General features: G+C 58.4%; 21 protein-coding genes and 1 riboswitch. Of the genes, 6 read left to right on the top strand and 15 right to left on the bottom strand.

Annotation, left to right across the window (positions count from 1 at the left end; translation table 11 throughout):
- Position 1: 1 nt before the first annotated feature.
- The 4 genes from moaD to moaA all read right to left on the bottom strand — a co-directional run bounded on the left by moaD (position 2) and on the right by moaA (position 2,260).
- Positions 2 to 250 (bottom strand): molybdopterin synthase sulfur carrier subunit, encoded by a 249-nt coding sequence (gene moaD / locus ABLV08_RS06905; RefSeq protein ID WP_015367604.1) that lies wholly within the window; start codon positions 248 to 250, stop codon positions 2 to 4.
- Positions 243 to 731: a cyclic pyranopterin monophosphate synthase MoaC gene (gene moaC / locus ABLV08_RS06900; protein WP_015367605.1), complete on the bottom strand. Its 489-nt coding sequence runs from the start codon at positions 729 to 731 to the stop codon at positions 243 to 245. Before moaC ends, moaD begins: the two co-directional genes overlap by 8 nt.
- A 3-nt stretch (positions 732 to 734) precedes the next feature.
- Entirely contained in the window at positions 735 to 1,247 is a 513-nt protein-coding gene (moaB, locus tag ABLV08_RS06895; protein WP_015367606.1) for a molybdenum cofactor biosynthesis protein B, read from the bottom strand.
- Positions 1,248 to 1,270: 23 nt separating this feature from the next.
- Positions 1,271 to 2,260 (bottom strand): GTP 3',8-cyclase MoaA, encoded by a 990-nt coding sequence (moaA, locus tag ABLV08_RS06890; protein ID WP_059304916.1) that lies wholly within the window; start codon positions 2,258 to 2,260, stop codon positions 1,271 to 1,273.
- Positions 2,248 to 2,385, bottom strand: a riboswitch (molybdenum cofactor riboswitch). Its footprint overlaps the gene before it by 13 nt.
- A 208-nt stretch (positions 2,386 to 2,593) precedes the next feature.
- Between moaA and yvcK the strand changes: the two genes are divergently transcribed.
- From yvcK to pmrB, 4 genes are all read left to right on the top strand, one after another.
- Complete coding sequence (gene yvcK / locus ABLV08_RS06885; protein WP_032712921.1) at positions 2,594 to 3,499, top strand: uridine diphosphate-N-acetylglucosamine-binding protein YvcK; 906 nt, start codon at positions 2,594 to 2,596, stop codon at positions 3,497 to 3,499.
- Between the two features lie 110 nt (positions 3,500 to 3,609).
- On the top strand, positions 3,610 to 5,253 hold the full coding sequence (gene eptA, locus ABLV08_RS06880) for a phosphoethanolamine transferase EptA (RefSeq protein ID WP_348855683.1): 1,644 nt from the start codon (positions 3,610 to 3,612) through the stop codon (positions 5,251 to 5,253).
- Positions 5,250 to 5,921: a two-component system response regulator PmrA gene (pmrA, locus tag ABLV08_RS06875; RefSeq protein WP_032705592.1), complete on the top strand. Its 672-nt coding sequence runs from the start codon at positions 5,250 to 5,252 to the stop codon at positions 5,919 to 5,921. Before eptA ends, pmrA begins: the two co-directional genes overlap by 4 nt.
- Positions 5,922 to 5,925: 4 nt before the next feature.
- Positions 5,926 to 7,023, top strand: a complete 1,098-nt coding sequence (pmrB, locus tag ABLV08_RS06870) for a two-component system sensor histidine kinase PmrB (RefSeq protein WP_087867910.1) — start codon at positions 5,926 to 5,928, stop codon at positions 7,021 to 7,023.
- A gap of 204 nt (positions 7,024 to 7,227) precedes the next feature.
- Here the strand turns inward: pmrB and uvrB are convergent, their stop codons facing one another.
- From uvrB to bioB, 5 genes are all read right to left on the bottom strand, one after another.
- Positions 7,228 to 9,243, bottom strand: coding sequence for an excinuclease ABC subunit UvrB (gene uvrB, locus ABLV08_RS06865; RefSeq protein ID WP_015367612.1), 2,016 nt, complete (start codon positions 9,241 to 9,243; stop codon positions 7,228 to 7,230).
- 610 nt (positions 9,244 to 9,853) lie between these two features.
- Positions 9,854 to 10,534, bottom strand: coding sequence for a dethiobiotin synthase (gene bioD / locus ABLV08_RS06860; RefSeq protein WP_063410642.1), 681 nt, complete (start codon positions 10,532 to 10,534; stop codon positions 9,854 to 9,856).
- Positions 10,527 to 11,282 carry a malonyl-ACP O-methyltransferase BioC gene (gene bioC, locus ABLV08_RS06855; RefSeq protein WP_032712952.1) on the bottom strand — a complete coding sequence of 252 codons (756 nt, stop codon included), beginning with the start codon at positions 11,280 to 11,282 and terminating at the stop codon, positions 10,527 to 10,529. The genes bioD and bioC overlap by 8 nt, the downstream gene beginning before the upstream one ends.
- Complete coding sequence (gene bioF, locus ABLV08_RS06850; protein WP_259925406.1) at positions 11,266 to 12,423, bottom strand: 8-amino-7-oxononanoate synthase; 1,158 nt, start codon at positions 12,421 to 12,423, stop codon at positions 11,266 to 11,268. The genes bioC and bioF overlap by 17 nt, the downstream gene beginning before the upstream one ends.
- Entirely contained in the window at positions 12,420 to 13,460 is a 1,041-nt protein-coding gene (gene bioB / locus ABLV08_RS06845) for a biotin synthase BioB (protein ID WP_049052508.1), read from the bottom strand. The genes bioF and bioB overlap by 4 nt, the downstream gene beginning before the upstream one ends.
- 85 nt (positions 13,461 to 13,545) lie before the next feature.
- On the opposite strand from bioB, the gene bioA reads away from it, so the two are divergent.
- Complete coding sequence (gene bioA / locus ABLV08_RS06840; protein WP_015704793.1) at positions 13,546 to 14,835, top strand: adenosylmethionine--8-amino-7-oxononanoate transaminase; 1,290 nt, start codon at positions 13,546 to 13,548, stop codon at positions 14,833 to 14,835.
- A gap of 70 nt (positions 14,836 to 14,905) precedes the next feature.
- A complete protein-coding gene (locus ABLV08_RS06835; protein ID WP_015704792.1) occupies positions 14,906 to 15,382 on the top strand; it encodes a kinase inhibitor in 477 nt (158 codons plus the stop codon).
- Between the two features lie 512 nt (positions 15,383 to 15,894).
- Here the strand turns inward: ABLV08_RS06835 and ABLV08_RS06830 are convergent.
- The 6 genes from ABLV08_RS06830 to hutI form a co-directional block, all read right to left on the bottom strand.
- The gene (locus tag ABLV08_RS06830) at positions 15,895 to 17,277 is read right to left on the bottom strand and encodes an amino acid permease (RefSeq protein WP_348855682.1); all 1,383 of its coding nucleotides are present in this window, start codon (positions 17,275 to 17,277) and stop codon (positions 15,895 to 15,897) included.
- Positions 17,278 to 17,376: 99 nt separating this feature from the next.
- Complete coding sequence (gene hutH / locus ABLV08_RS06825; protein ID WP_015367622.1) at positions 17,377 to 18,912, bottom strand: histidine ammonia-lyase; 1,536 nt, start codon at positions 18,910 to 18,912, stop codon at positions 17,377 to 17,379.
- Positions 18,909 to 20,597: a urocanate hydratase gene (gene hutU, locus ABLV08_RS06820; protein ID WP_032712917.1), complete on the bottom strand. Its 1,689-nt coding sequence runs from the start codon at positions 20,595 to 20,597 to the stop codon at positions 18,909 to 18,911. The genes hutH and hutU overlap by 4 nt, the downstream gene beginning before the upstream one ends.
- A 142-nt stretch (positions 20,598 to 20,739) precedes the next feature.
- Positions 20,740 to 21,465, bottom strand: coding sequence for a histidine utilization repressor (locus ABLV08_RS06815; RefSeq protein WP_045386626.1), 726 nt, complete (start codon positions 21,463 to 21,465; stop codon positions 20,740 to 20,742).
- 61 nt (positions 21,466 to 21,526) lie between these two features.
- Positions 21,527 to 22,483, bottom strand: coding sequence for a formimidoylglutamase (gene hutG / locus ABLV08_RS06810; RefSeq protein ID WP_020079323.1), 957 nt, complete (start codon positions 22,481 to 22,483; stop codon positions 21,527 to 21,529).
- Positions 22,480 to 23,739 (bottom strand): imidazolonepropionase, encoded by a 1,260-nt coding sequence (gene hutI, locus ABLV08_RS06805; protein ID WP_188002848.1) that lies wholly within the window; start codon positions 23,737 to 23,739, stop codon positions 22,480 to 22,482. The genes hutG and hutI overlap by 4 nt, the downstream gene beginning before the upstream one ends.
- Between the last annotated feature and the right edge of the window lie 55 nt (positions 23,740 to 23,794).

The following is a 23,794-nucleotide window of genomic DNA, read 5'->3' as shown; positions in this document are numbered from 1 at the left end:
CTTAGCCCCCGGTGACCGGCGGGAAAAACGCCACTTCGTCGCCGCTCGCGACCGGATGGTCAAACGAGGTCAGCGTCTGGTTGACCGCCGCCAGCAATTTTCCTTCTTCCAGCGCCAGCGCCCAGCGGTCCCCGCGCGCGGCAAGCTGCTGACGCACGGCTTCAACGGTCGGCAATTCGCTGGCGTCGAGAGTCAGGGTATCGGTGCCAACCAGTTCGCGCACCTGGGCAAAAAACAGGACGTTAATCATGGGCTTCCTCCACCTTAAAATCGCCGGACTTGCCGCCGCTTTTCGCCAGCAGACGTACCGGGCCAATAACCATATCTTTCTGTACCGCTTTACACATGTCGTAGATGGTCAGCGCGGCAACCGAGGCCGCGGTCAGCGCTTCCATTTCTACGCCGGTTTTACCGGTCAGGCGGCAGAGTGACTCAATGCGCACGCGGTTATGCTCCGGCTGCGCCTGCAGGTTCACTTCTACTTTGCTGAGCATCAGCGGATGACACAGCGGGATCAGCTCCCAGGTACGTTTCGCGGCCTGAATCCCGGCGATACGCGCGGTGGCGAACACATCGCCTTTATGGTGGCTGCCGTCGATAATCATCGCAAGCGTTGCGGCCTGCATTTCGACGTAAGCCTCAGCGCGCGCCTCACGCACCGTTTCCGCTTTGCCGGAGACGTCAACCATGTGGGCTTCGCCCGCGGCGTTAATGTGGGTCAGTTGTGACATAAACTATTTCTTTAAATGAGGAATGAAGTTGCACGGGCGAGTGCGCGCATCCAGCTGTGGCGCGATAATATTTTCCCACGCGGTGGCGCAGGCCTTGGTCGAGCCCGGCATCGCGAAAATCAGCGTGCGGTTGGCAACGCCAGCAACGGCGCGGGACTGCAGCGTCGAGGTGCCAATCTCTTCAAACGAAAGCATACGGAACACTTCGCCAAAACCTTCGACCTCGCGGTCAAACAGCGGCAGCAGCGCTTCCGGCGCCTGATCGCCGTCGGTAAAACCGGTACCACCGGTGATCAGCACCACCTGCACCTCATCGCTGGCAATCCACGCCGAGACCTGGGCGCGAATCGCGTAGCGGTTCTCTTTCACAATCGCCTTATCGACGAGGGTATGTCCCGCTTCGTGCAGCGCATCGCGCAGCCAGTGGCCGGAGGTATCGTCCTCTTCGCCGCGGCGGTTGGAAACGGTAAGAATAGCAATACGGGTCGGGATAAACTCAGCGCTAGCCTGGCTCATCTGAATGCTCCTTTCGAAAACGATTATCCGCCAATATACGATAGATTCTGCGTAATACCGGTGTTGCCCTGGTGCAGGAAATGGGTCTGCTTTTTATGGGTTAAGGCTTCGGCTATCCGCGCTTCCAGCTCGGCCTGCTGCTCGTCCTCGGCCATCAGGTCGCGCAGATCTACGCCGCCTTCGCCAAACAGACACAGGTGCAGTTTGCCAACGGATGAGACGCGAAGACGGTTACAGGTGGCGCAGAAGTCTTTTTCATAGGGCATGATCAAGCCGATTTCGCCGGCGTAATCCGGATGGCAAAAGACCTGTGCCGGGCCATCGCTTCGCTGACGGATCTGATGGATCCAGCCGCGACGCAGCAGTTCATCGCGCAGCACCATGCCGGAAATGTGGTGACGGCGGAACAGGTCGCTGCCCTCGCCGGTTTCCATTAACTCAATAAAACGCAGCTGAATACGACGTGGTTTGATCCACGCGAGGAAGGTGTCGAGCTGGTGATGGTTGACATCACGCATCAGCACGGTGTTGACCTTAACCTTTTCAAAACCGGCGGCAAAGGCGGCGTCAATACCGTCCATCACCTGCTGGAATTTATCCTGACCGGTAATGGCATGGAACTGGCGAGCGTCGAGGCTATCGACGCTGACGTTTATCGCCGTCAGCCCGGCATCGCGCCAGCGTTCGACATCGCGAGCCAGACGGTAACCATTGGTGGTCACCGCGATCTGACGAATCGCGCTGTTTTCACGCACGGCGGCAATAATCTCGGTAAAGTCGCGACGTAAAGAGGGTTCGCCGCCGGTAAGGCGGACTTTTTCCGTGCCAAGGGCGGAAAAAGCGCGCGTCACGCGGCGCACTTCGTCTACGCTAAGAAAGCCCTTGTTGGTCACGGCGCCGGGCTTGTAGCCATCCGGCAGGCAGTAGGTGCAACGAAAGTTACACACGTCGGTAATCGACAGGCGCAAGTAATAAAACTTACGCGCAAATGCATCAGTAAGCTGTGAGGCCATATACACCTTTCCAAGTACGGGAGGCGTGGTCATTTCTTTCCACGCCCTGGCGACAGCGCGGCTGCCGCGGCCAGAGCACCATATCTTGCGACACAGGTACCAAGGCTAGAGTGTTAGTTGGTTATGCCGATAGTAGCGCTTTAACGATGGTTTCGCCATTTTCATTTTCGCTATATAATCATCTATATATCGCTAATATCTTGCATTTTCAGTACAGAATAGCCAAAAATCACACTTTAACATTGATATCGGTCAGTTTGACGGAAACCGGGCATTATCTTTTAGGGGTAGATCGGAGACGCTAAACCCGAACATTGAACAGAAGGAATTCGTATGCGCAATCGCACTTTCGCCGATCTGGACCGCGTCGTCGCCCTTGGCGGAGGCCACGGTCTGGGGCGGGTGATGTCGTCGCTCTCGTCGCTCGGCTCACGCCTGACTGGCATCGTGACCACCACCGATAACGGCGGATCAACGGGGCGAATTCGCCGCTCGGAAGGGGGGATCGCCTGGGGCGATATGCGCAACTGCATTAATCAATTAATCGCCGAACCCAGCGTCGCTTCCGCGATGTTTGAATATCGTTTTGGCGGTAATGGCGAGCTTTCCGGGCATAACCTCGGAAATCTGATGTTAAAGGCGCTGGATCACCTGAGTGTGCGGCCTTTAGAGGCGATCAATTTGATCAGAAACCTGCTTAAAGTGGATGCTTTCCTGATTCCGATGTCGGAGCAACCGGTCGATCTGGTGGCGCTCGATCATGAAGGCCATGAAGTGTATGGCGAAGTGAATATCGATCAGTTGGATCACATCCCGCAGGAACTGATGCTCAGCCCACCGGTTCCGGCGACTCGCGAAGCGGTTGAGGCCATCGCCGAGGCCGATCTGATCCTGATTGGGCCAGGGAGCTTCTACACCAGCCTGCTGCCCATTTTACTGCTCGACGAAATGGCCCAGGCGCTGCGGCGGACCCCGGCGCCCATGGTGTTTATCGATAACCTGGGTAAGGAACATAGCCCTGCCGCCAATCTAACGCTGGCGGACAGAATGACTATTCTGGAACATTACGTCGGCAAAAAAGTGATTGATGCCGCCATCGTCGGGCCGAAAGCCGATGTTAAGGGTATGGAAGAACGACTGGTGATTCAGACCGAGCTGGACGCCAGCGATGTCACCTATCGTCATGACCGCGTGCTGCTACGCCAGGCGCTGGAGCAGGCTATTCAGGCATTAGGTTAATCCTCAAGCGGCACTATTTTAAACAAGATGACGCCTCAGATTAAAATCTTAAGGTTGTCTTAAAATATCGCTGTCAACATAACGAACATCTCCTACTACGGGTATTCGTTATGTCGTTTATTTCTTTACGTCGGCCGGTACTCAGCCGCACGGCTTATTTGACTCTCTTTGCCTGTTATATCGGTATCTTTCTTAACCTGGCCTTTTATCGCCAGGTTTTCCCGCTACTGCCGGTAAACAATCTCCATAACTGGCTGGTTTTCCTTAGCATGCCGATCGTGGCAATTAGCGTGATGAACATCATCACCACCCTCGCCTCGTTCTTAAAGCTCGACCGGGTAGTCATCAGCCTGTTTATTCTGCTGAGCGCCTCGGCGCAGTACTTTATCTGGACCTTCGGCGTGGTGATCGACCGTTCGATGATCGCCAATATCTTCGATACGACACCTGCGGAAAGTTTTGCCCTGCTGTCGACGAAAATGGTCATCGTGCTGGGTCTCTCCGGGCTATTGATGGTTCTGGTCGCCTGGTGGATTAAAGTTCGCAGACCGGCCTCTTTCTGGCGCGGCACAGCGATGCGTCTGCTCAATATCGCCATTTCAGCGCTGCTCATTGTGCTGGTGGCGGCGCTGTTCTACAAAGATTACGCCTCGGTATTCCGTAACAATAAGGAGCTGGTGAAATCTTTAAGCCCTTCCAACAGCATTGTGGCGCTGAACTCGTGGTATGCGCATAACCGGATGGATAACCTGCCGCTGGTGAAGATCGGCGAAGATGCCAAACAGAAAGCGGTGATGCATAACGGCGCGCGTAAAAATCTGACCATCGTGGTGCTGGGCGAAACCTCGCGCGCCGAGAATTTCTCGCTGGGCGGCTACGATCGAGAAACTAACCCGCGCCTGAAGCAGGACGACGTGGTGTACTTCCCGAAAACCACCTCCTGCGGCACCGCAACCGCGGTTTCCGTCCCCTGCATGTTCTCCAATATGCCGCGCGCGCATTACGATGAAGAACTGGCGCACCATCAGGAAGGCGTTCTGGATATTTTGCAGCGCGCCGGTGTTCAGGTGCTATGGAACGACAACGATGGCGGCTGTAAAGGCGCCTGTGACCGCGTACCGCACCAAAACGTCACCAACCTGAACCTCAGCGGCGAGTGCATTGATGGCGAGTGCTACGATGACGTGCTGTTCCATAATCTTGATAGCTATATCGATAATTTACAGCAGGATGGCATTATCGTTCTGCACACCATTGGTAGTCATGGCCCGACCTATTACAATCGCTACCCGGCTGAATTCAAAAAATTCACCCCGACCTGCGATACCAATGAAATCCAAAGTTGTACGCAACAACAGTTGACCAATACCTACGACAACACCATTTTGTACGTCGACTATGTGGTTGATAAAGCGATAAAATTGCTGCAATCAAAACAAGATAGATTCACCACCAGTCTGGTGTATTTGTCTGACCACGGCGAATCGCTGGGTGAAGATGGCGTGTATCTGCATGGCCTGCCGTACTCCATAGCGCCGGATACGCAAAAACACGTGCCGATGCTGCTGTGGTTGTCGCCGGATTATCAGCAACGCTATGGCGTATCCAGCCAGTGTTTGCAACAGCAGGCGAAGACGAACGATTATTCACAAGATAATCTGTTCTCTACCCTGCTTGGCCTGCTCGGGGTAGACAGCCGCGAGTATCAGGCAAAAGACGACCTTTTAACGCCATGTAGAGAGACCGGCAGATGAAAATCTTAGTCATTGAAGACGATGCGCTCCTGTTACAAGGGTTAATTCTGGCCATGCAAAGCGAAGGCTATGTCTGCGATGGCGTCGCCACCGCGCATGAAGCCGCGCTGTCGTTAGCCAGCAACCATTACAGTCTGGTGGTGCTCGACCTGGGCCTGCCGGATGAAGACGGTCTGCATTTCCTGGCGCGTATGCGCCGGGAGAAATTCACCCAACCGGTGTTAATCCTCACCGCCCGCGATACCGTGGGCGACCGCATCAGCGGGCTGGATACCGGCGCTGACGATTACCTGGTGAAACCTTTCGCGCTTGAAGAGCTCAACGCCCGCATTCGCGCGCTGCTGCGTCGCCATAATAATCAGGGCGATAATGAGCTGACCGTCGGCAACCTGCGCCTTAATGTGACCCGCCGTCAGGTGTGGCTGGCCGGCGAATCGCTGGAGCTGACGCCAAAAGAGTATGCTCTGCTCTCGCGCCTGATGATGAAAGCCGGCAGCCCGGTACATCGCGAAATTCTCTACAATGATATCTACAGCTGGGATAACGAACCGGCCACCAATACCCTCGAAGTGCATATCCATAATCTGCGCGACAAGATTGGTAAAGCGCGGATCCGCACCGTCCGCGGCTTTGGCTACATGCTGGTGAATAATACGGAGTCAGAATAACGCTATGGCACTGTTTGCGACCGAAACCTGGACCATGCGCCACCGCCTGCTGCTGACCATCGGCGCGATTCTGGTGGTCTGCCAACTGATCAGCGTATTTTGGCTATGGCATGAAAGCAAAGAGCAAATCCAGCTGCTGGTTGCCAGCGCCATTGAGGGTCATAACAATCAAAGGCACGTCGAACATGAGGTACGCGAAGCGGTCGCCAGCCTGCTGGTGCCAAGCCTGCTGATCATCGGTCTGGCGCTATATATCAGCCTGGTGGCGGTGAAGAAAATCACCCGTCCGCTATCAAATCTGCAAAGCGAGCTGGAAAGCCGGACGCCGGATAATCTGCAACCCATTATTTTGCAGGAGTCGGTGCCGGAAGTGACCGCAGTGACCATGGCGATTAATCAACTGGTGTCGCGGCTGACCCTGACGCTCGAACGGGAGCGTCTGTTTACCGCCGACGTCGCCCACGAACTGCGTACCCCCCTTGCCGGGCTGCGCCTGCATCTGGAGCTGCTGGCAAAGGTACACGGCGTCAGCGTTGATCCCTTAATTCAACGTCTCGATCAGATGACCAACAGCATTTCGCAGCTGCTACAACTGGCGCGCGTCGGGCAGTCGTTTTCCGCCGGGAGTTACCAGCAGGTGCATTTGCACGAAGATGTGGTGGAGCCTCTGCAGGATGAGTTGGCAACGATGCTTGAAGCGCGCCAACAGACCCTGGAGATAGAAAGCGGCGCAGGCGCGGATCTCATTTCCGGAGATGCGACCCTGGCGCGGGTGATTTTACGCAATCTGGTGGAGAATGCGCACCGCTATAGCCCCGTGGGGTCGAAGATTAAGATTTCGGTAAAACCGGGAAATACGCCGATTCTGGCAGTAGAAGATGAAGGGCCGGGCATTGATGAGGCCAAAAGTGGCGAGCTGAGTAAAGCGTTTGTCCGCATGGACAGCCGCTATGGCGGAATAGGCCTCGGTTTAAGCATTGTCACCCGCATCGCTCAACTACACGATGCGCAATTCTTTTTACATAACCGCCAGCCCGGACCGGGCGTCCGCGCCTGGGTGCTATTCCCGCGCAGCGCGCGTCAGAAGGTTAATACCCATTGATGTAAGAAGGCGACCACAATCACAAAGGCGGTCGCAATGGCCAGATATTCACGGTTGGTCAGTTTTTGCATGGCGCTATCCTCATTAAACTGAGGATAGTGTCGCTGAAGAAAATTAAGCCAACATTAAGATCCTACGATAATAGCGTGACGGCAATTGCAAATTGCGCATTGCCGTCATTTTTGCACGGCTCCCCTATCACCCTTATGATGCCGCAATAAACAGTTCACGTAGCTGATGCAATTGATCGCGGATCTGCGCGGCTTCTTCGAACTCAAGGTTCTGGGCATGCTGCATCATTTGCCCTTCCAGCTCGTGGATTTTCTGCTGCAGCGCTTTCGGTGTCAGTTCGACGCTATCGGCTTCCACCGGAGAACGGGCTTTGCCACGGCCTTTGGCTTTGGTCTTCGCGATGTTCTGACCCAGCGCCAGAATATCGACCACTTTCTTATTAAGACCCTGCGGCACAATACCGTGCTCTTCGTTATAACGCTGCTGCTTCTCGCGGCGGCGTTCGGTTTCACCGATCGCCTTCGCCATCGATGGCGTGATTTTATCGCCGTAAAGAATCGCCTTACCGTTCACGTTACGCGCCGCGCGGCCGATGGTCTGGATAAGCGAGCGCTCGGAACGCAGGAAGCCCTCTTTATCGGCATCAAGTATCGCCACCAGCGATACTTCCGGCATATCCAGCCCTTCGCGCAGCAGGTTGATCCCCACCAGCACGTCGAACTCGCCAAGACGCAGATCGCGAATAATTTCCATACGCTCGACGGTATCGATATCGGAGTGCAGATAGCGCACCCGTTCACCGTGCTCTTCCAGGTATTCGGTTAAATCCTCCGCCATGCGTTTGGTCAGCGTCGTCACCAGTACACGCTCATTGATCGCCGCACGGGTACGGATTTCTGATAACAGATCGTCGACCTGCGTCGCCACCGGCCGCACTTCGATAACCGGATCCAGTAGGCCCGTTGGGCGAACGACCTGGTCTACCACCTCATCGCCGGATTTTTCCAGCTCATAGGGACCCGGCGTCGCTGAAACGTAGATGGTCTGCGGTGCCAGCGCTTCAAACTCTTCGAACTTCATCGGCCGGTTATCCAGCGCTGACGGCAGGCGAAAGCCATATTCCACCAGCGTCTCTTTACGCGCCCGGTCGCCACGGTACATACCGCCGATTTGCGGGATAGTCACGTGCGATTCATCGATAACCAGCAGGCCATCCGCCGGCAGGTAGTCGAACAGCGTCGGCGGCGGCTCGCCCGGCCCGCGCCCGGAGAGAAAGCGCGAGTAGTTTTCAATCCCCGAGCAGTAGCCCAGCTCGTTCATCATTTCGAGGTCGAACTGAGTGCGCTGGCTCAGCCGCTGCTCTTCAAGCAGTTTATTGTTCGCCAGCAGGACCTTGCGGCGGTCAGCCAGCTCGTCTTTGATCTCTTCCATTGCCTGTACGATACGCTCGCGCGGCGTAACGTAGTGGGTCTTCGGATAGATGGTATAGCGTGGAATGGACGATTCGACGTGGCCGGTCAGCGGGTCAAACAGCGATAGCCGCTCGACCTCTTCGTCAAACAGTTCAATACGCAGCGCGATATCATCGGATTCCGCCGGGAAGACATCGATAACCTCGCCGCGGACGCGGAAAGTGCCGCGCTGGAAGGCCTGATCGTTGCGGGTGTATTGCAGTTCCGCCAGCCGACGCAGGATCGCCCGCTGGTCGATCAGCATGCCGGTGGTCAGGTGCAGCATCATCTTCAGATACAGATCCGGGTCGCCAAGACCGTAGATGGCGGAAACCGAAGCCACCACCACTACATCGCGCCGTTCGAGCAACGCTTTGGTGGCCGACAGACGCATCTGCTCAATGTGTTCGTTCACCGAGGCGTCTTTTTCGATAAAGGTATCCGAGCTCGGTACGTAGGCTTCAGGCTGGTAATAATCGTAGTAGGAGACAAAATACTCCACCGCATTCTCGGGAAAGAACTCTTTCATCTCGCCATACAGCTGCGCCGCCAGGGTTTTGTTCGGCGCCAGCACCATCGTCGGGCGCTGTAAGTCAGCGATAACGTTGGCGATGGTGAAGGTTTTCCCCGAACCGGTTACCCCAAGCAGGGTTTGATGCGCAAGGCCATCTTCCAGCCCCTCTTCCAGACGGCGGATGGCTTCGGGCTGATCGCCGGAAGGACGGAATGCGGAGTGCAGCTTGAATGGTTTGCTCATATTTCAGGACCTGAAGATGGGATTGGCCAGCAGGTGTTTAATTCTACCCTTCAGTTTCATTTTTGCCAATAAATAATACTGGATATAAAAACAGTATCGCATTATTGTATGGCGGCAAAAGGACGCGCGGTCGTCCGACTGCGGGCGTAAAATGCGCGCTTTGCGGAATAATCCACCAGCCTGTGTGGTTATCCCCAGAAACATTTATCATTTAACATTTGTCAAGCAAGGTAATGAATCTTTTATGGCAGCCGGTGACACTTTTCTGACAGCCATTGCTTTTATTTAACTTGTTGAAATAAAACATAATTTATCAAAAGACGGGTTTCGCGCCAATTTGCTCGCAGGCCGCGTACTCTCTAGCTTACCGCAAGTTTTCTAACTCTAATACACAAGGTTATCCACAGGAATAGTGGATAACTGCCTGCAGGCCGCGAGGTCTGCCACCCGGCAGAAAAGTCTCATCGGACCAAAGCCCGTGGCTAAAAAAAATTATCGAATTTTTTTTGATATTTATCAGCTAAAGACGGCTGGATTTTTTGCGTTTTCTGGACCACATTTCATCGTCCTGTCAACAAAAAATAGAGCCGTCTCGCAGGTTTATGCAGGGTTATTGCAGGGGGCTCAGATCCAGGTACTGCGCGAGATCCTGACGCTGCGATGCGTCGTCAAGCCAGGGAATTTCCCCCAGCAGCGGCGCTGGCAATACCCGCGTTAAGGTTTGCAGATATTCGCGATGGCGTTTACCCGGCGGCTGGATATCGTTGGCGATCCAGCCCACGAGCGGCAGCCCGGCTTCGCGTACCGCCTGGGCGGTGAGCATCGCGTGATTGATACAGCCAAGTTTGACGCCGACCACTAAAATCACCGGCAATTGCTCCTGCTGCGCCCAGTCGGCGAAGGTCAGGGTTTCCGAGAGCGGCGTAAACCAGCCGCCCGCCCCTTCCACCAGCACCCAGTCGGCCAGGCGCTCCAGTTCGCGTAAACCGCTGGAAAGCGTCGTCGCGGCAATCGGTCGCCCTTCATCGGCGCTAATAATATGCGGCGAGGTCGGCTCGGCAAAAGTATAAGGGTTAACCTGTTCATAGCGCAGCGCCACCCGGCTATTACACTGCAGGGCCAGCGCATCTTCATTGCGTAACCCTTGTGCGGTCAGGTCGCTCCCGGAAGCCACCGGTTTATAGCCCGCGGTGTTAAATCCCAGCTGATTCGCCGCCTGCAACAGCGCGCTACTGGCGACGGTTTTACCGACTTCAGTATCGGTTCCGGTGACGAAGAAACGTTTAGTCACGTTCAATGACTCCTGTAAAAAGATGATACGTCAGCGGGCACTGGCCCTGCTGTTGCGGCCAGGCGAGCTGCAGTTCGCGCAGCTTGCCGCGGCTAAGCGGCGCAGACGCCCGCCCCTGATGTAAGTGGGTAGCGCCAATGCCCTTTAGCGAGCGCATGGCGCTTAGCGCATCGGCGAACGGTAAGCTAATCTGATGCACGACGCCTTCGGCGCGCAGGCCGCTCAGCGCCGCCCTTACCGCCTTTTCGCTGAGAAAACGGTTGGCATGGGGATGTTCATCGACCGCCCGCCACGCTTGATTGAGCTCTGGTAGCGATCCGGCGAGCAACGTGGTGAACGCCACCCGTCCGCCGGGCCGCACCACCCGGTACAGCTCGCCGATTGCCGCGCTTAGCTCGTCACACCACTGCACCGCCAGGTTACTCCATGCCAGATCGAAGCAGGCATCCGGCAGCGGCAGCGCTTCGATATCGCCCTGTAGATAATGCTGCGCGGCGCCGTTGCGTTGCGCCTGCGCCAGCATCCCGGCGGAGAGATCCAGCGCGGTAACTTCGCTTCCCGCTTCGCGCCAGTAACGGCTCATGCTGCCGGGCCCACAGCCAGCGTCCAGCACTCGGGCAAAATCGCTCCTCGCCAACTGGCGCAGCAGCAATTCAGCGCTGCGGCGCTGCAGCTCATCATGTTGCGTATAGCCGCTGGCCGCGCGACCAAACGCCGCGGCCACAGCCTGCTTATTCACCGTGGCCATGCAGCACCTCCAGTAAACGCGCAATGTCCTCGGCCTGATGAGCGGCAGTCAGAGTCAGGCGCAGACGCGCGCCGCCGGCGGGAACCGTCGGCGGACGAATGGCGGTAGCCCAACAGCCGGCCTCGCGTAGGCTGGATGCCAGGGCTAGCGCTCGCGCGTTATCGCCAACGATCAGCGGCTGAATCGCGCTCCGGGAATCGGTCAGCCCCAGCGAAACATCGCCCATTCCAGCGCGGAACTGACGGATGCGGGCGCTCAAGAATTCCCGCCGCTGCTGGCCCTCATCGCTACGAATGATCCGCAACGCCGCGCTCAGCGCTACCGCCTGCGCCGGCGGCATCGCGGTGCTGTAGATGAGATGACGGGCAAACTGCAGCAGATAATCGGCCATCGATTCACTGCACAGTACCGCCGCGCCGCTCACCCCAAACGCCTTGCCGAAGGTGACTACCAGCAGCTCCGGGCGAACCGCCTGCGTATGACAGCTTCCGCGCCCTTCATCGCCAATCGCCCCGATTCCGTGAGCATCATCAACCAGTAATAATGCGCCGGCGCTGCGGGCTGCCGCCTGAATGTCAGCCAGCGGCGCGCTGTCGCCGTCCATACTGAAAATCCCTTCGGTAACGACTAACTGCTGGCCGTCCAGCGGTTTCGCCAGCAGTTGAGCAAGCTGTTGCGGGTCATTGTGGGTAAAGCGGCGCAGCTGCGCCGGGCTGAGGCTTGCCGCCTCCAGCAGGGAGGCATGGCTCAGGCGATCGGCCACAATGCGATCGTCTTTTTCCGCCAGCGCGGCAATCAACGCCTGATTCGCGGCAAAGCCGGAGATAAACAGCAACGCGCGCGGATAGCCCAGCCAGTCGGCAAGTTCCTCTTCCAGCGCGCGATGCGCCTCACTATAGCCGCTAACGTGGCCCGATCCGCCGGAACCGACGCCATAACGTTCCGCCCCCTGCTGCCAGGCGGCGATAATCGCGCCATGCTGGCTCAGGCCCAGGTAGTCATTACTGGAGAAGTTGAGCCAGCGCTCCCCTTCACGCTCCAGCCAGCGTCCGGCGCCGTGGCTTACCGGCAGGCGGCGGCGAAAAGCCTCCTCCGCCCGCCGTTCGTCCAGCGCCCGATCGATTCGTTGCTGCCAGCTCATAGCGCCGCCGCGTTGTAGTATTCCTCAGTGTCCGGGGTGAGTAAGGCCTGCTCCAGGCGCTGCTGCTGCTCATTATCACCTTCCAGCACCGCCGTCTGCTGCGGGTTGATGCCCAGCTTGCGGAACAGCTGCAGGTCTTTATCTTCTTCCGGGTTTGGCGTCGTCAGTAGTTTGCAGCCATAGAAAATCGAGTTCGCCCCGGCCATAAAGCACATCGCCTGGGTCTGCTCGTTCATCTGCTCGCGCCCGGCGGAGAGACGCACGTAGGAGGTTGGCATCATGATGCGCGCAATGGCGATCGTGCGGATGAAATCGAAAGCGTCAACATCGTCGTTATCCGCCAGCGGCGTACCTTTGACCTTCACCAGCATGTTGATCGGCACGCTTTCCGGCGGCGTTGGCAAATTGGCCAGCTGCAGCAGCAGCCCGGCGCGATCGTTCACGCTTTCCCCCAACCCGACGATCCCACCGGAGCACACTTTAATCCCGGCATCGCGTACCTTATCCAGCGTATCCAGACGTTCCTGATAGGTACGGGTGGTGATGATGTTGCCGTAAAATTCCGGCGAGGTGTCGAGGTTATGGTTGTAGTAATCCAGCCCCGCGCCAGCCAGGCGCTGCGCCTGGCTATCGGTAAGAGTGCCGAGCGTCATACAGGACTCCAGCCCCAGCGCCTTGACGCCTTTCACCATCTGCTCCAGATACGGCATATCGCGATCATTAGGGTTCTTCCACGCCGCGCCCATGCAGAAGCGGGTCGAGCCGGCGTTTTTCGCCTGACGCGCTGATTCCAGCACCTGCTCGACTTCCATCAGGCGCTCGGATTCAAGACCGGTTTTGTAGCGTGCGCTTTGCGGGCAATATTTACAATCTTCCGGACAAGCGCCGGTTTTAATCGACAGCAACGTACTGACCTGCACCTGACGCGGGTCAAAATGCTGGCGGTGGATTTGCTGCGCTTCAAAGAGCAGATCGATGAGTGGTTTATTAAATAACTCAGTAACTTGCGACATTGTCCAGCGTGCGTGGTGAGTCATTGGCCTCTCCAAAAGGTTTTGTTAATTTGCGGTTCGGTTTATACTCGTAAACCTAAATGTTTTCAAAATGGTTTACAAGTCGCTTATGACACTGGACGATCTCGCTTTCGATCGGCGCCACATCTGGCACCCCTACACCTCTATGACTTCCCCCCTGCCGGTCTACCCGGTGGTTTCCGCCCACGGTTGCGAGCTGTCCCTCGCCGGCGGCGAACAGCTGGTTGACGGCATGTCCTCCTGGTGGGCGGCGATCCACGGCTACAATCACCCGCGCCTGAATGCAGCGATGAAAGCGCAGATCGACCAGATGTCGCACGTGATGTTCGGCGGGATCACCCATCCGTCGGCGGTGGCGCTCTGTCGCCAACTGGTGGCGATGACGCCGGAATCGCTGGAGTGCGTTTTCCTCGCCGATTCCGGTTCGGTGGCGGTAGAAGTGGCGATGAAAATGGCGCTGCAGTACTGGCAGGCTAAGGGCCAGCCGCGCCGTCGTTTCCTGACCTTCCGCAACGGCTATCACGGCGACACCTTCGGCGCGATGTCGGTCTGCGATCCGCAGAATTCGATGCACAGCCTGTGGCAGGGCTACCTGCCGGATAACCTGTTTGCCCCCGCGCCGCAAAGCCGCTTCGACGGCGAGTGGGACGAGATGGATATGGTGCCGTTTGCCCGCCTGATGGCCGCGCATCGCCACGAAATCGCCGCGGTGATCCTCGAACCGGTAGTCCAGGGCGCCGGCGGGATGCGCATGTACCATCCGGAGTGGCTGAAGCGAGTGCGTAAAATGTGCGACCGGGAAGGGATTTTGCTGATCGCCGATGAGATTGCCACCGGCTTTGGCCGTACCGGCAAACTGTTCGCCTGCGAGCATGCCGGTATCTCCGCCGATATTCTGTGTCTGGGTAAAGCGCTGACCGGCGGTACCATGACCCTTTCCGCCGCCATCACCACCCGAACAGTTGCTGAAACCATCAGCAATGGCGAAGCCGGCTGCTTTATGCACGGCCCCACCTTTATGGGTAATCCGCTGGCCTGCGCGGTGGCAAGCGAAAGCCTGCGCCTGCTGGAGAGCGGCGAATGGCAACAGCAGGTAGCGGCGATTGAAGCCCAGCTGAAGGCCGAGCTGGCTCCGGCACGAGAGTCAGAATGGGTCGCCGACGTGCGCGTACTCGGCGCGATTGGCGTGGTTGAAACCCGTCATCCGGTGAACATGGCCGCTCTGCAGCGCTTTTTCGTTGAGCAAGGGGTATGGATCCGCCCGTTTGGCCGGCTGATTTATCTGATGCCACCGTACATCATCAGCCCACAACAGCTGACTCGCCTGACCCGTGCGGTCAATATGGCGGTACAAGAAGAAACATTTTTTAGCGAATAAACAGCGGAATTGCGCCGTCGGGAAAGCTACACTTCTTTGTTAATCAGCGCATTATCAATGAGGATGAAGCATGAAACTGACCAGTCACGATCTGCAAGACGGCGGCAAGCTGCCTAATCGTCACGTATTCAACGGTATGGGGTACGATGGCGATAATCTTTCGCCGCATCTGATGTGGGACGACGTTCCCGCAGGAACCAAAAGCTTTGTCGTCACCTGCTACGACCCGGATGCGCCGACCGGTTCCGGCTGGTGGCACTGGGTGGTAGCCAACCTGCCTGCCGATACCCGGGTTTTACCGCAGGGGGCTGGTTCCGGTCAGGCGGAGCTACCGGAAGAGGCCATTCAGACCCGCACCGATTTTGGTAAGGCCGGCTACGGCGGCGCGGCGCCGCCGAAGGGTGAAACCCACCGCTACATTTTTACCGTGCACGCGCTGGATATCGATAAGATTGATGTCGATGCCGAGGCGAGCGGCGCGATGGTCGGCTTTAATGTCCATTTCCATTCGCTCGCAAGCGCTTCCATCACCGCTCTGTTCAGTTAATTATCCCCCGGATAGCGGCTTGCGGCTTATCCGGGCAACCCGCGGTGCCGGTATATTGTCGGGTGGCGCTGCGCTTACCCGACCTACGGTCCGTGCGGCCTGCCTTTAATTTATTCACCATGCTTGCTGAAACTGCCGTTGTTGGCGGCCTCAAAATCGCTGAGACGTTCCCGGAAGGCCGGGGCAGCCCGCATGGATGCGGGCTGAGGGCCGTGTTTTGCAAGGACGCTGCCTCGGCCCGACCCGAAGCCTGCAGGGATAAGTCGAAGGTACCACGAAGTGGCGATTTTGGCGGCCAGAGCCCGGGGGTACAGGGGGCGGCGGCGACTGGCCGCCCCCTGTGCGCTCCCTGCGCCATGAGGGACATAACGCAGAAGAAATATTGGGAGCGCAATGTGTCAGAATTAACACAAAGCACATGTTTTCCCCGACCAAAACCGTTGCAAACCGATAACAGTATCTACGGTCCAAACGTAGCCCCGGTAAGCGCAGCGCCACCGGGGAGATTGACCTTACTGTTCCGTGGCCACCTGCAGCGCGGTTTTACGCACGCGTGCATACCACACCACCGTCAGCAGCCCCAGCCAGACCAGCCCGGCTAACAGCGCCACGCGCGTCTCTTCCACCATTCCCAGCACGGCGATCACCAGCCCCATAAACAGTAGCGTCAACAGCGGGCCAACCGGCCAGAAGGGGATCGGGAATTCGATCTTACTGCGCTCTTCGGCCGACAAACCGCGGCGCATCGAGAAATGAGAGAGCAGGATCATCAGCCACACCCAGACGGTGGCGAACGCCGCCAGCGAGGCAATCAGGACAAAGACCTGTTCCGGCATCAGATAGTTAAGCACCACCGCCACCAGCAGCGCCACGCCCATCACCACAACCGTCATCCAGGGTACGCCGTTGCTGGCGACCCGCTGGAAGCACTTCGGCGCAAGCCCCTCTTTTGACATACCGTACATCATGCGCCCGGCGCCAAAAATATCGCTGTTAATCGCCGAGATACTGGCGCTAATCACGATGATATTCAGCACGGTCGCCGCCGCCGGGATCCCGAGGCCATCAAAGATCAGCACAAACGGACTGCCCTGCTCACCAAAACTATTCCACGGGAAGATCGCCATCAGCACCGCCAGGGTGCAGACGTAAAACAGAATAATACGCAGCGGAATGGTGTTGATGGCCTGCGGGATGACCTTCTTCGGGTTCTGCGCTTCCGCCGCCGTGACGCCGATAATCTCTACACCGCCGAAAGCGAACATCACGATGCCAAGCGAGGCGATGATCCCCTGCCAGCCATTTGGCGCAAAGCCGCCGTGGCTCCACAGATTTTCCAGCCCAGTGGCCGGGAAACTATGGCCAAAGCCAAAGAAAATAATCCCCGCGCCCGCCGCCATCATAGCGATAATCGCCACCACTTTAATCAGCGACAGCCAGAACTCCATCTCGCCGAACACCCGCACGTTGCACAGGTTCATCGCGCCAATAAAGAAGATGATGCTGAGGATCCAGATCCAGCGCGGCACATCGGGGTACCACAACCCCATATAGATACCGAATGCGGTGACGTCGGCCAGCGCCACGATCACCATTTCAAAGGTGTAGGTCCAGCCGGTAATAAATCCGGCCAGCGGCCCGAGATACTGGCGAGCGTAGCTGCCGAAGGAGCCGGAAACCGGATTGCGCACCGCCATTTCACCCAGCGCGCGCATGACCATAAAGACCGCCGCGCCGCCGATCAGATAGGCCAGCAGCACCGCCGGACCCGCCGCCTTAATGGCGGAGGCCGAACCGTAGAACAGCCCGGTGCCGATAGCGGAACCGAGCGCAATAAAACGAATGTGTCGGGCATTCAGCCCGCGCAGCAGATGCGGTTTGTGTTGTTGTTGCATATACAGGTGTCCTGGTTTTTTTATATGACGACAAATATGCGATGTAGGACGGCCGGGGGGATGACATCCCCCCGACGCGGGTACAGAGAACAACGGTGATTAATTCAGGCCAGGCAATACGGCAGGCAGCAGACGCGTCAGGTGACGTGCGGCCAAAAGCTCGGTGGCATTTTCAATATCAGGAGCGAAGAAACGGTCTTGGGTATAATGCGGCACGCGTTCGCGCAGCAGATGACGCGCCTCTTCCAGCAGCGGACTGGTGGTCAGCCCTTCGCGCATATCCAGCCCCTGCGCCGCCGCCAGCCACTCAACGGCCAGCACCCCGCGGGTGTTTTCCGCCATCGCCCACAGGCGACGACCGGCAGCCGGCGCCATCGAGACGTGGTCTTCCTGGTTCGCGGAGGTGGGCAGGCTGTCAACGCTATGCGGGTGCGACAGCGCTTTGTTTTCACTGGCTAAAGCCGCCGCCGTGACCTGGGCTATCATAAAGCCGGAGTTGACGCCGCCATTTTTCACGAGGAACGGCGGCAGCTGCGACATATGGCTGTCCATCATCAGCGCGATACGACGCTCGGAGAGCGAGCCGATTTCCGCGATCGCCAGTGCGATATTATCCGCCGCCATCGCTACCGGTTCGGCATGGAAGTTACCGCCGGAGATGACGTCATTTTCGGCGGCAAAGACCAGCGGGTTATCGGAGACCGCGTTCGCTTCGGCTAACAATACTTCCGCCGCCTGGCGGATCTGCGTCAGGCAGGCGCCCATCACCTGCGGCTGACAGCGCAGAGAGTACGGATCCTGCACCTTGGCGCAGTTATGATGCGACTGCGAAATCGCGCTGTCATCGGTCAACAGGTGGCGATACAGCGCCGCCGCATCAATCTGACCACGCTGGCCGCGCACCTCGTGAATACGCGCATCGAACGGACGACGCGAACCCAGCGCCGCTTCGGTGGTTAACGCCCCGCAAACGACCGCGGAGGCGAACAGATCCTCGGCTTCGAACAGGCCGCGCAGCGCAAAGGCCGTCGACGCCTGGGTGCCGTTCAGCAGCGCCAGACCTTCTTTCGCCGCCAGGGTAATCGGCTCCAGCCCCGCCTGACGTAACGCTTCCGTCGCCGGCAGCCATTCGCCGCCGCGTACCCGCGCTTTGCCTTCGCCAAGCAGCGTCAGCGACATATGCGCCAGCGGCGCGAGGTCGCCGGAGGCGCCGACGGAACCTTTCGCCGGGATCCACGGCGTCACGCCGGCATTGACCAGACCAATCAGCGCCTGGATCACGCTCAGGCGGATCCCGGAGAAACCGCGGGACAGGCTGTTAATCTTCAGCACCATAATCAGGCGCGCCAGGTCATCGTCCAGCGGCTCGCCAACGCCTGCCGCATGGGATAGCACCAGCGAACGTTGCAGGTTCTCCAGATCTTCCGTCGAGATACGGGTCTGCGCCAGCAGGCCAAAACCGGTGTTGATACCGTAGGCGGTCCGCCCTTCGGCAAGGATGGCGTTAACGCAGGCCACGCTCTCATCAATCGCGGCAAACGCGCTGCTATCGAGGGTAATGTTCAGCGGGTGGCTGTAAACGTCGCGGAGCTGCGACAGGCTCAGTTGCCCCGGAATTAGCGTTAAAGATTTCATTTAGCGTTCCCCTGCGTTGCCGCAACCATCGGAAGATTCAGACCCTGTTCCACCGCGCATTCAATGGCGATATCGTAACCCGCGTCGGCATGACGCATTACGCCGGTCGCCGGGTCGTTATGCAGGACGCGAGCGATACGCGCCGCCGCTTCATCGGTACCATCACAGACGATAACCATCCCGGAGTGCTGCGAGAAGCCCATGCCTACGCCGCCGCCGTGGTGCAGCGACACCCAGGTCGCGCCGCTGGCGGTGTTAAGCAGTGCGTTGAGCAACGGCCAGTCAGATACCGCATCCGAGCCGTCGCGCATGGCTTCGGTTTCGCGGTTCGGGCTGGCGACGGAGCCGGAATCAAGGTGATCGCGGCCAATCACGATCGGCGCGGAGACTTCGCCGCTACGCACCATTTCGTTAAAGGCCAGCCCCAGCTTCTGCCGCCACTCCAGACCTACCCAGCAGATACGCGCCGGCAGTCCCTGGAAGCTGATGCGCTCGCGCGCCATATCCAGCCAGTGGTGCAGATGCTTATCATCTTTAATGATCTCTTTCACCTTCGCGTCGGTTTTGTAGATATCCTGCGGATCGCCGGACAGCGCTACCCAACGGAACGGGCCGATACCGCGGCAGAACAGCGGACGGATATACGCCGGCACGAAGCCCGGGAAATCGAAGGCGTTGCTGACGCCCATTTCCTGCGCCATCTGGCGGATGTTGTTGCCGTAGTCGAAGGTCGGTACGCCCATTTCATTAAAGGCCAGCATCGCCTGAACGTGGTCGGCCATCGAGCGTTTCGCCGCCAGGATAGTGCCTTGCGGATCGGATTCGGCTTTCTGCTGATACTCCTCCCAGCTCCATCCTTTCGGCAGATAGCCGTGCAGCGGGTCGTGGGCGCTGGTCTGGTCGGTGACCATATCCGGGCGCACGCCGCGTTTCACCAGTTCCGGAACGATATCCGCGGCGTTGCCGCACAGCGCGATGGAGATAGCGCGGCCTTCGGCGGTGTATTTTTTGATGCGCGCCAGGGCGTCATCCAGAGAAGTGGCCTGTTCATCCACGTAGCGGGTACGCAGACGGAAATCGATGCGGCTCTGCTGGCATTCAATGTTCAGCGAGCAGGCGCCTGCCAGCGTCGCAGCCAGCGGCTGCGCGCCGCCCATGCCACCCAGACCGGCGGTTAACACCCAGCGACCTTTCAGGCTGCCCTGATAGTGCTGGCGACCGGCTTCGACGAAGGTTTCGTAGGTGCCCTGTACGATGCCCTGGCTACCGATGTAGATCCAGCTGCCGGCGGTCATCTGGCCGTACATTGCCAACCCTTTGGCATCCAGTTCGTTGAAGTGTTCCCAGGTGGCCCAGTGCGGGACCAGGTTGGAGTTAGCGATCAGCACGCGCGGCGAGTTTTCATGCGTTTTAAATACGCCGACCGGTTTGCCGGACTGCACCAGCAGGGTCTCATCGCTTTCCAGGTTTTTCAGCGCCTTCACGATAGCGTCATAGCATTCCCAGTTGCGCGCAGCGCGACCAATACCGCCATAGACCACCAGCTCATGCGGGTTTTCGGCGACATCGGGATCGAGGTTGTTCATTAACATACGCAGCGGCGCTTCGGTCAACCAGCTCTTGGCGGTAAGCGTCGTGCCTCTCGGGGCACGTACGTCCAGCTGGCGATATTTGCTTTGCGACATCGGGGTTTCTCCTGACAATTAACGTTGTGTACGTAGATACATATACTTGTCTATACAACTCTACGCAAGCCAGGATTTAACAGAAATGATACAATTTTGTTATATTGCGTCAGCAATCACGTTTTGCTGACGCCAGGGAGAATTACGAGCTGAAATGGCCCTGCAGACGGTAGCGCGCGCCGGGAAACAGCAGGCGAGCGTGTGAGACAATATGCGTCGTCGACCAGGTGCGGCGGCGAATAAGCAGGCAGGGATCGTGCGGCAGAATGCGCAGCAGCACGCACTCTTCTGACGTTGCCTGCACCGCCTCGACGATATGTTCGCCTTCGGTTAACGGCGCGATGAGCGATAGATAATCATGCGGCGTGGTGGCGGTGTAATCCTGTAATAGATAGTCCGGCACCACCGCGGCATTGACGCAGCGATCTTCAATTTGTACCGGGACATCATTTTCAAAATGCACCATCAGCGAATGAAAGATACGCGTGCCTTCGGCGACGTTGAGCGCCTCCGCCTGGATAACATCCGCTTCGGTCTCCTCTAAAAGCAGCACCTCACAGCGGTGCTGGTGACGGCGGGAGGCAATCTCATCGGCAATGCTGCGCACTTCAAACAGCGCCGACTGCCCTTTCGGCTCAGCGACGAAGGTACCGACGCCCTGTAGCCTCACCAGCAAGCCTTCATCCGTCAGCTCACGCAGCGCGCGGTTGATGGTCATGCGGCTGAAGCCGAACTGGGCGACCAGTTCAGCCTCCGAGGGAATTCGGTCGTGCGGACGCCACTCGCCGCGGTGGATCTTTTCGCTGATCGCCTGCTTCACCTTTTCATAGAAAGGCGCGGGCGCGGAACGAGGTTGTTGTGCAAACATGGCCTGGCTTTCCTTATGCGTAATAAGCGGAGCGGCGAAACGAAAATAATAGCGCGGATCGCTAGCGCCACCAATGGGCGATTTGCCATGCCAGACGGGCCGCCGCGCGGGCGCCCTGTCCGTCGATGTCAAATTGCGGATTAAACTCGACCAAATCCACCGCCTGTAGCTTACCGCTGCGGCACAACGGCTCAACGATCCGCAGCAGGGTCGCCAGCGGCACGCCCAGCGCCGCCGGCGCGGAAACCGCCGGCATTTCGCGCGCCGGTAGCACGTCGAGATCGATAGTCAGATACAGACGGTCGAATTGCGCGATATTGCGCTCAAGCTCCGGCAACACGCGTGTTTCGAAGGCTGCCAGCACCTCCAGATCTTCAACGATAGCCACCTGGCGGCGCGCTGCTTCATCCCATAGCGCCTGGGTGTTCGCCGCCCGGCTAACCCCGATGCAGGTATAGTGAAAACCTCGCTGCTGCGCTTCACACTCCAGCGCCAGCTGGCGGAACGGCGTCCCGGAACTGGCGCATTCGGCAAAGCGTAAATCCAGATGCGCATCGAGATTAATAATGCCCACTTTTTCGCCCGGGAAGGCGTCCAGTACCCCAGCGCCGTGGCCGAAGGCCGTCTCGTGACCGCCGCCCAGCACCAGCGTGCGTTTGCCGGCGCGTTGACAGGCGGCCACCGCCTCGCGCAGCGCCTGATGCGCGGCTTCTAACTGTTCACCGTCGACGCTAATCGTGCCCATATCCACGCAGCGGTCATGGCCCTGATGACTGGCCATATTGGCCAACGCCCGGCGTAGCGTTTCCGGACCATGTCCGGCGCCGGTGCGCCCTTTATTACGCCGTACGCCTTCGTCGCAGGCGAAGCCGAGCAGCGCGATATCGCCAGGCATCTCCTGCGGCGCGAAGCGTTCCGCGCGGGCGATGGTCTGGAACAGGCGCAGCGCATTGGGCGCCTCCGCGCTATCATCACGCCCCTGCCAAAGGTTCGCGGGCGTAGCTTGCCACAGCATCATTGCAGTTCTCCTCGTACCACGCGCCCCCAGAGCGGCGCGCGCCCCGGCTCATACACCATCTCGACCGGATGCTCGGCATCCCAGATAGCGAAGTTTGCGACAAATCCCGCCGCCAGCTGACCATGGCTCTCCTGTCGCCCCAGCGCCCGCGCGGCATGGCGAGTCACCCCGGCCCAGGCCTCTTCCGGCGTTAAACCAAACTTGACGCAGGCCATGTTCATCGCCAGATGCAGGCTAGCGAAGGGGCTGGTGCCCGGGTTGAAATCGGTCGCCACCGCCATCGGCACCTGGTACTTGCGCAGCAGTTCCACCGGCGGTTTGCGGGTTTCATTGAGGAAGTAGAACGCGCCGGGGAGCAGGGCTGCCACGGTGCCGCTTTCGCGCATCGCCGCCACGCCCTCTTCCGTCAGATACTCGATATGGTCGGCGGAAAGCCCATGATAGCGGCTCACCAGTTGTGCGCCGCCCAGTGACGAGAGCTGCTCAACGTGGCCTTTTACCGGAATGCCCAGCGCCTGCGCGGCCTGAAATACGCGCTCGGTTTGCTGTGGACTAAAGCCGACGTTTTCACAGAAGACGTCAACGCTTTCAAACAGCCCCTCTTGCCACAGCGTCGGCAGTATGGTCTCGCAGACCAGCGAGATATAGCCATCGGCGTCGCCATGATATTCCGGCGGCGTGGCGTGGGCGGAGAGCAGCGTCGCCGACAGTTCCACGCCATTGTCGTCAGCCAGTTGTTGGGCGACCCGCAACATTTTGCGTTCGTTTTGCAGATCGAGACCGTAGCCTGATTTAATCTCCAGTGTTGTCACCCCTTCACGCAGAAGGCGCTCCAGACGCGGCTGCGCCAGCGCCAGTAGTTCAGCTTCGCTGCTTTCGCGCGTGGCGCGCACGGTGGAGTTAATGCCGCCGCCGTTGGCGCTGATGGTTTGATACGACACGCCGTTCAGCCGCTGCTCCCACTCCTGCGCCCGGCTGCCGCCAAAAATCAGGTGCGTGTGGCAGTCAATAAGACCCGGCGTCAGCAGCCGGCCTTCGAGGTCGATACGACGCCCCGCCGGGGCGTCAGCGTCGTCGACGATCGCCTCGATACGGCCGTTACGCACCAGCAGCGCATGGCGCTCCAGCAGGCCGTATGGTTGAGAAGAATCAGGATTCAAAGTGGCGAGACGCGCGTTTCGCCAGATAACGAGTTCAGAGGTGGCTTCAGTCATAGCATTCAACTTGTCATGGGTTGTATAGACATTTATTTTCATAACGCCGGTAATGTCAATAAAAGCGCGGGTAAATGTTATTTTTTTTGTGACTAAA

This window comes from Klebsiella sp. CN_Kp088, from assembly GCF_040064335.1.
GTDB lineage: Bacteria > Pseudomonadota > Gammaproteobacteria > Enterobacterales > Enterobacteriaceae > Klebsiella > Klebsiella aerogenes.
The sequence above is the reverse complement of the archived record's forward strand: the minus strand, read 5'-3'. Positions and strand labels throughout refer to the sequence as shown.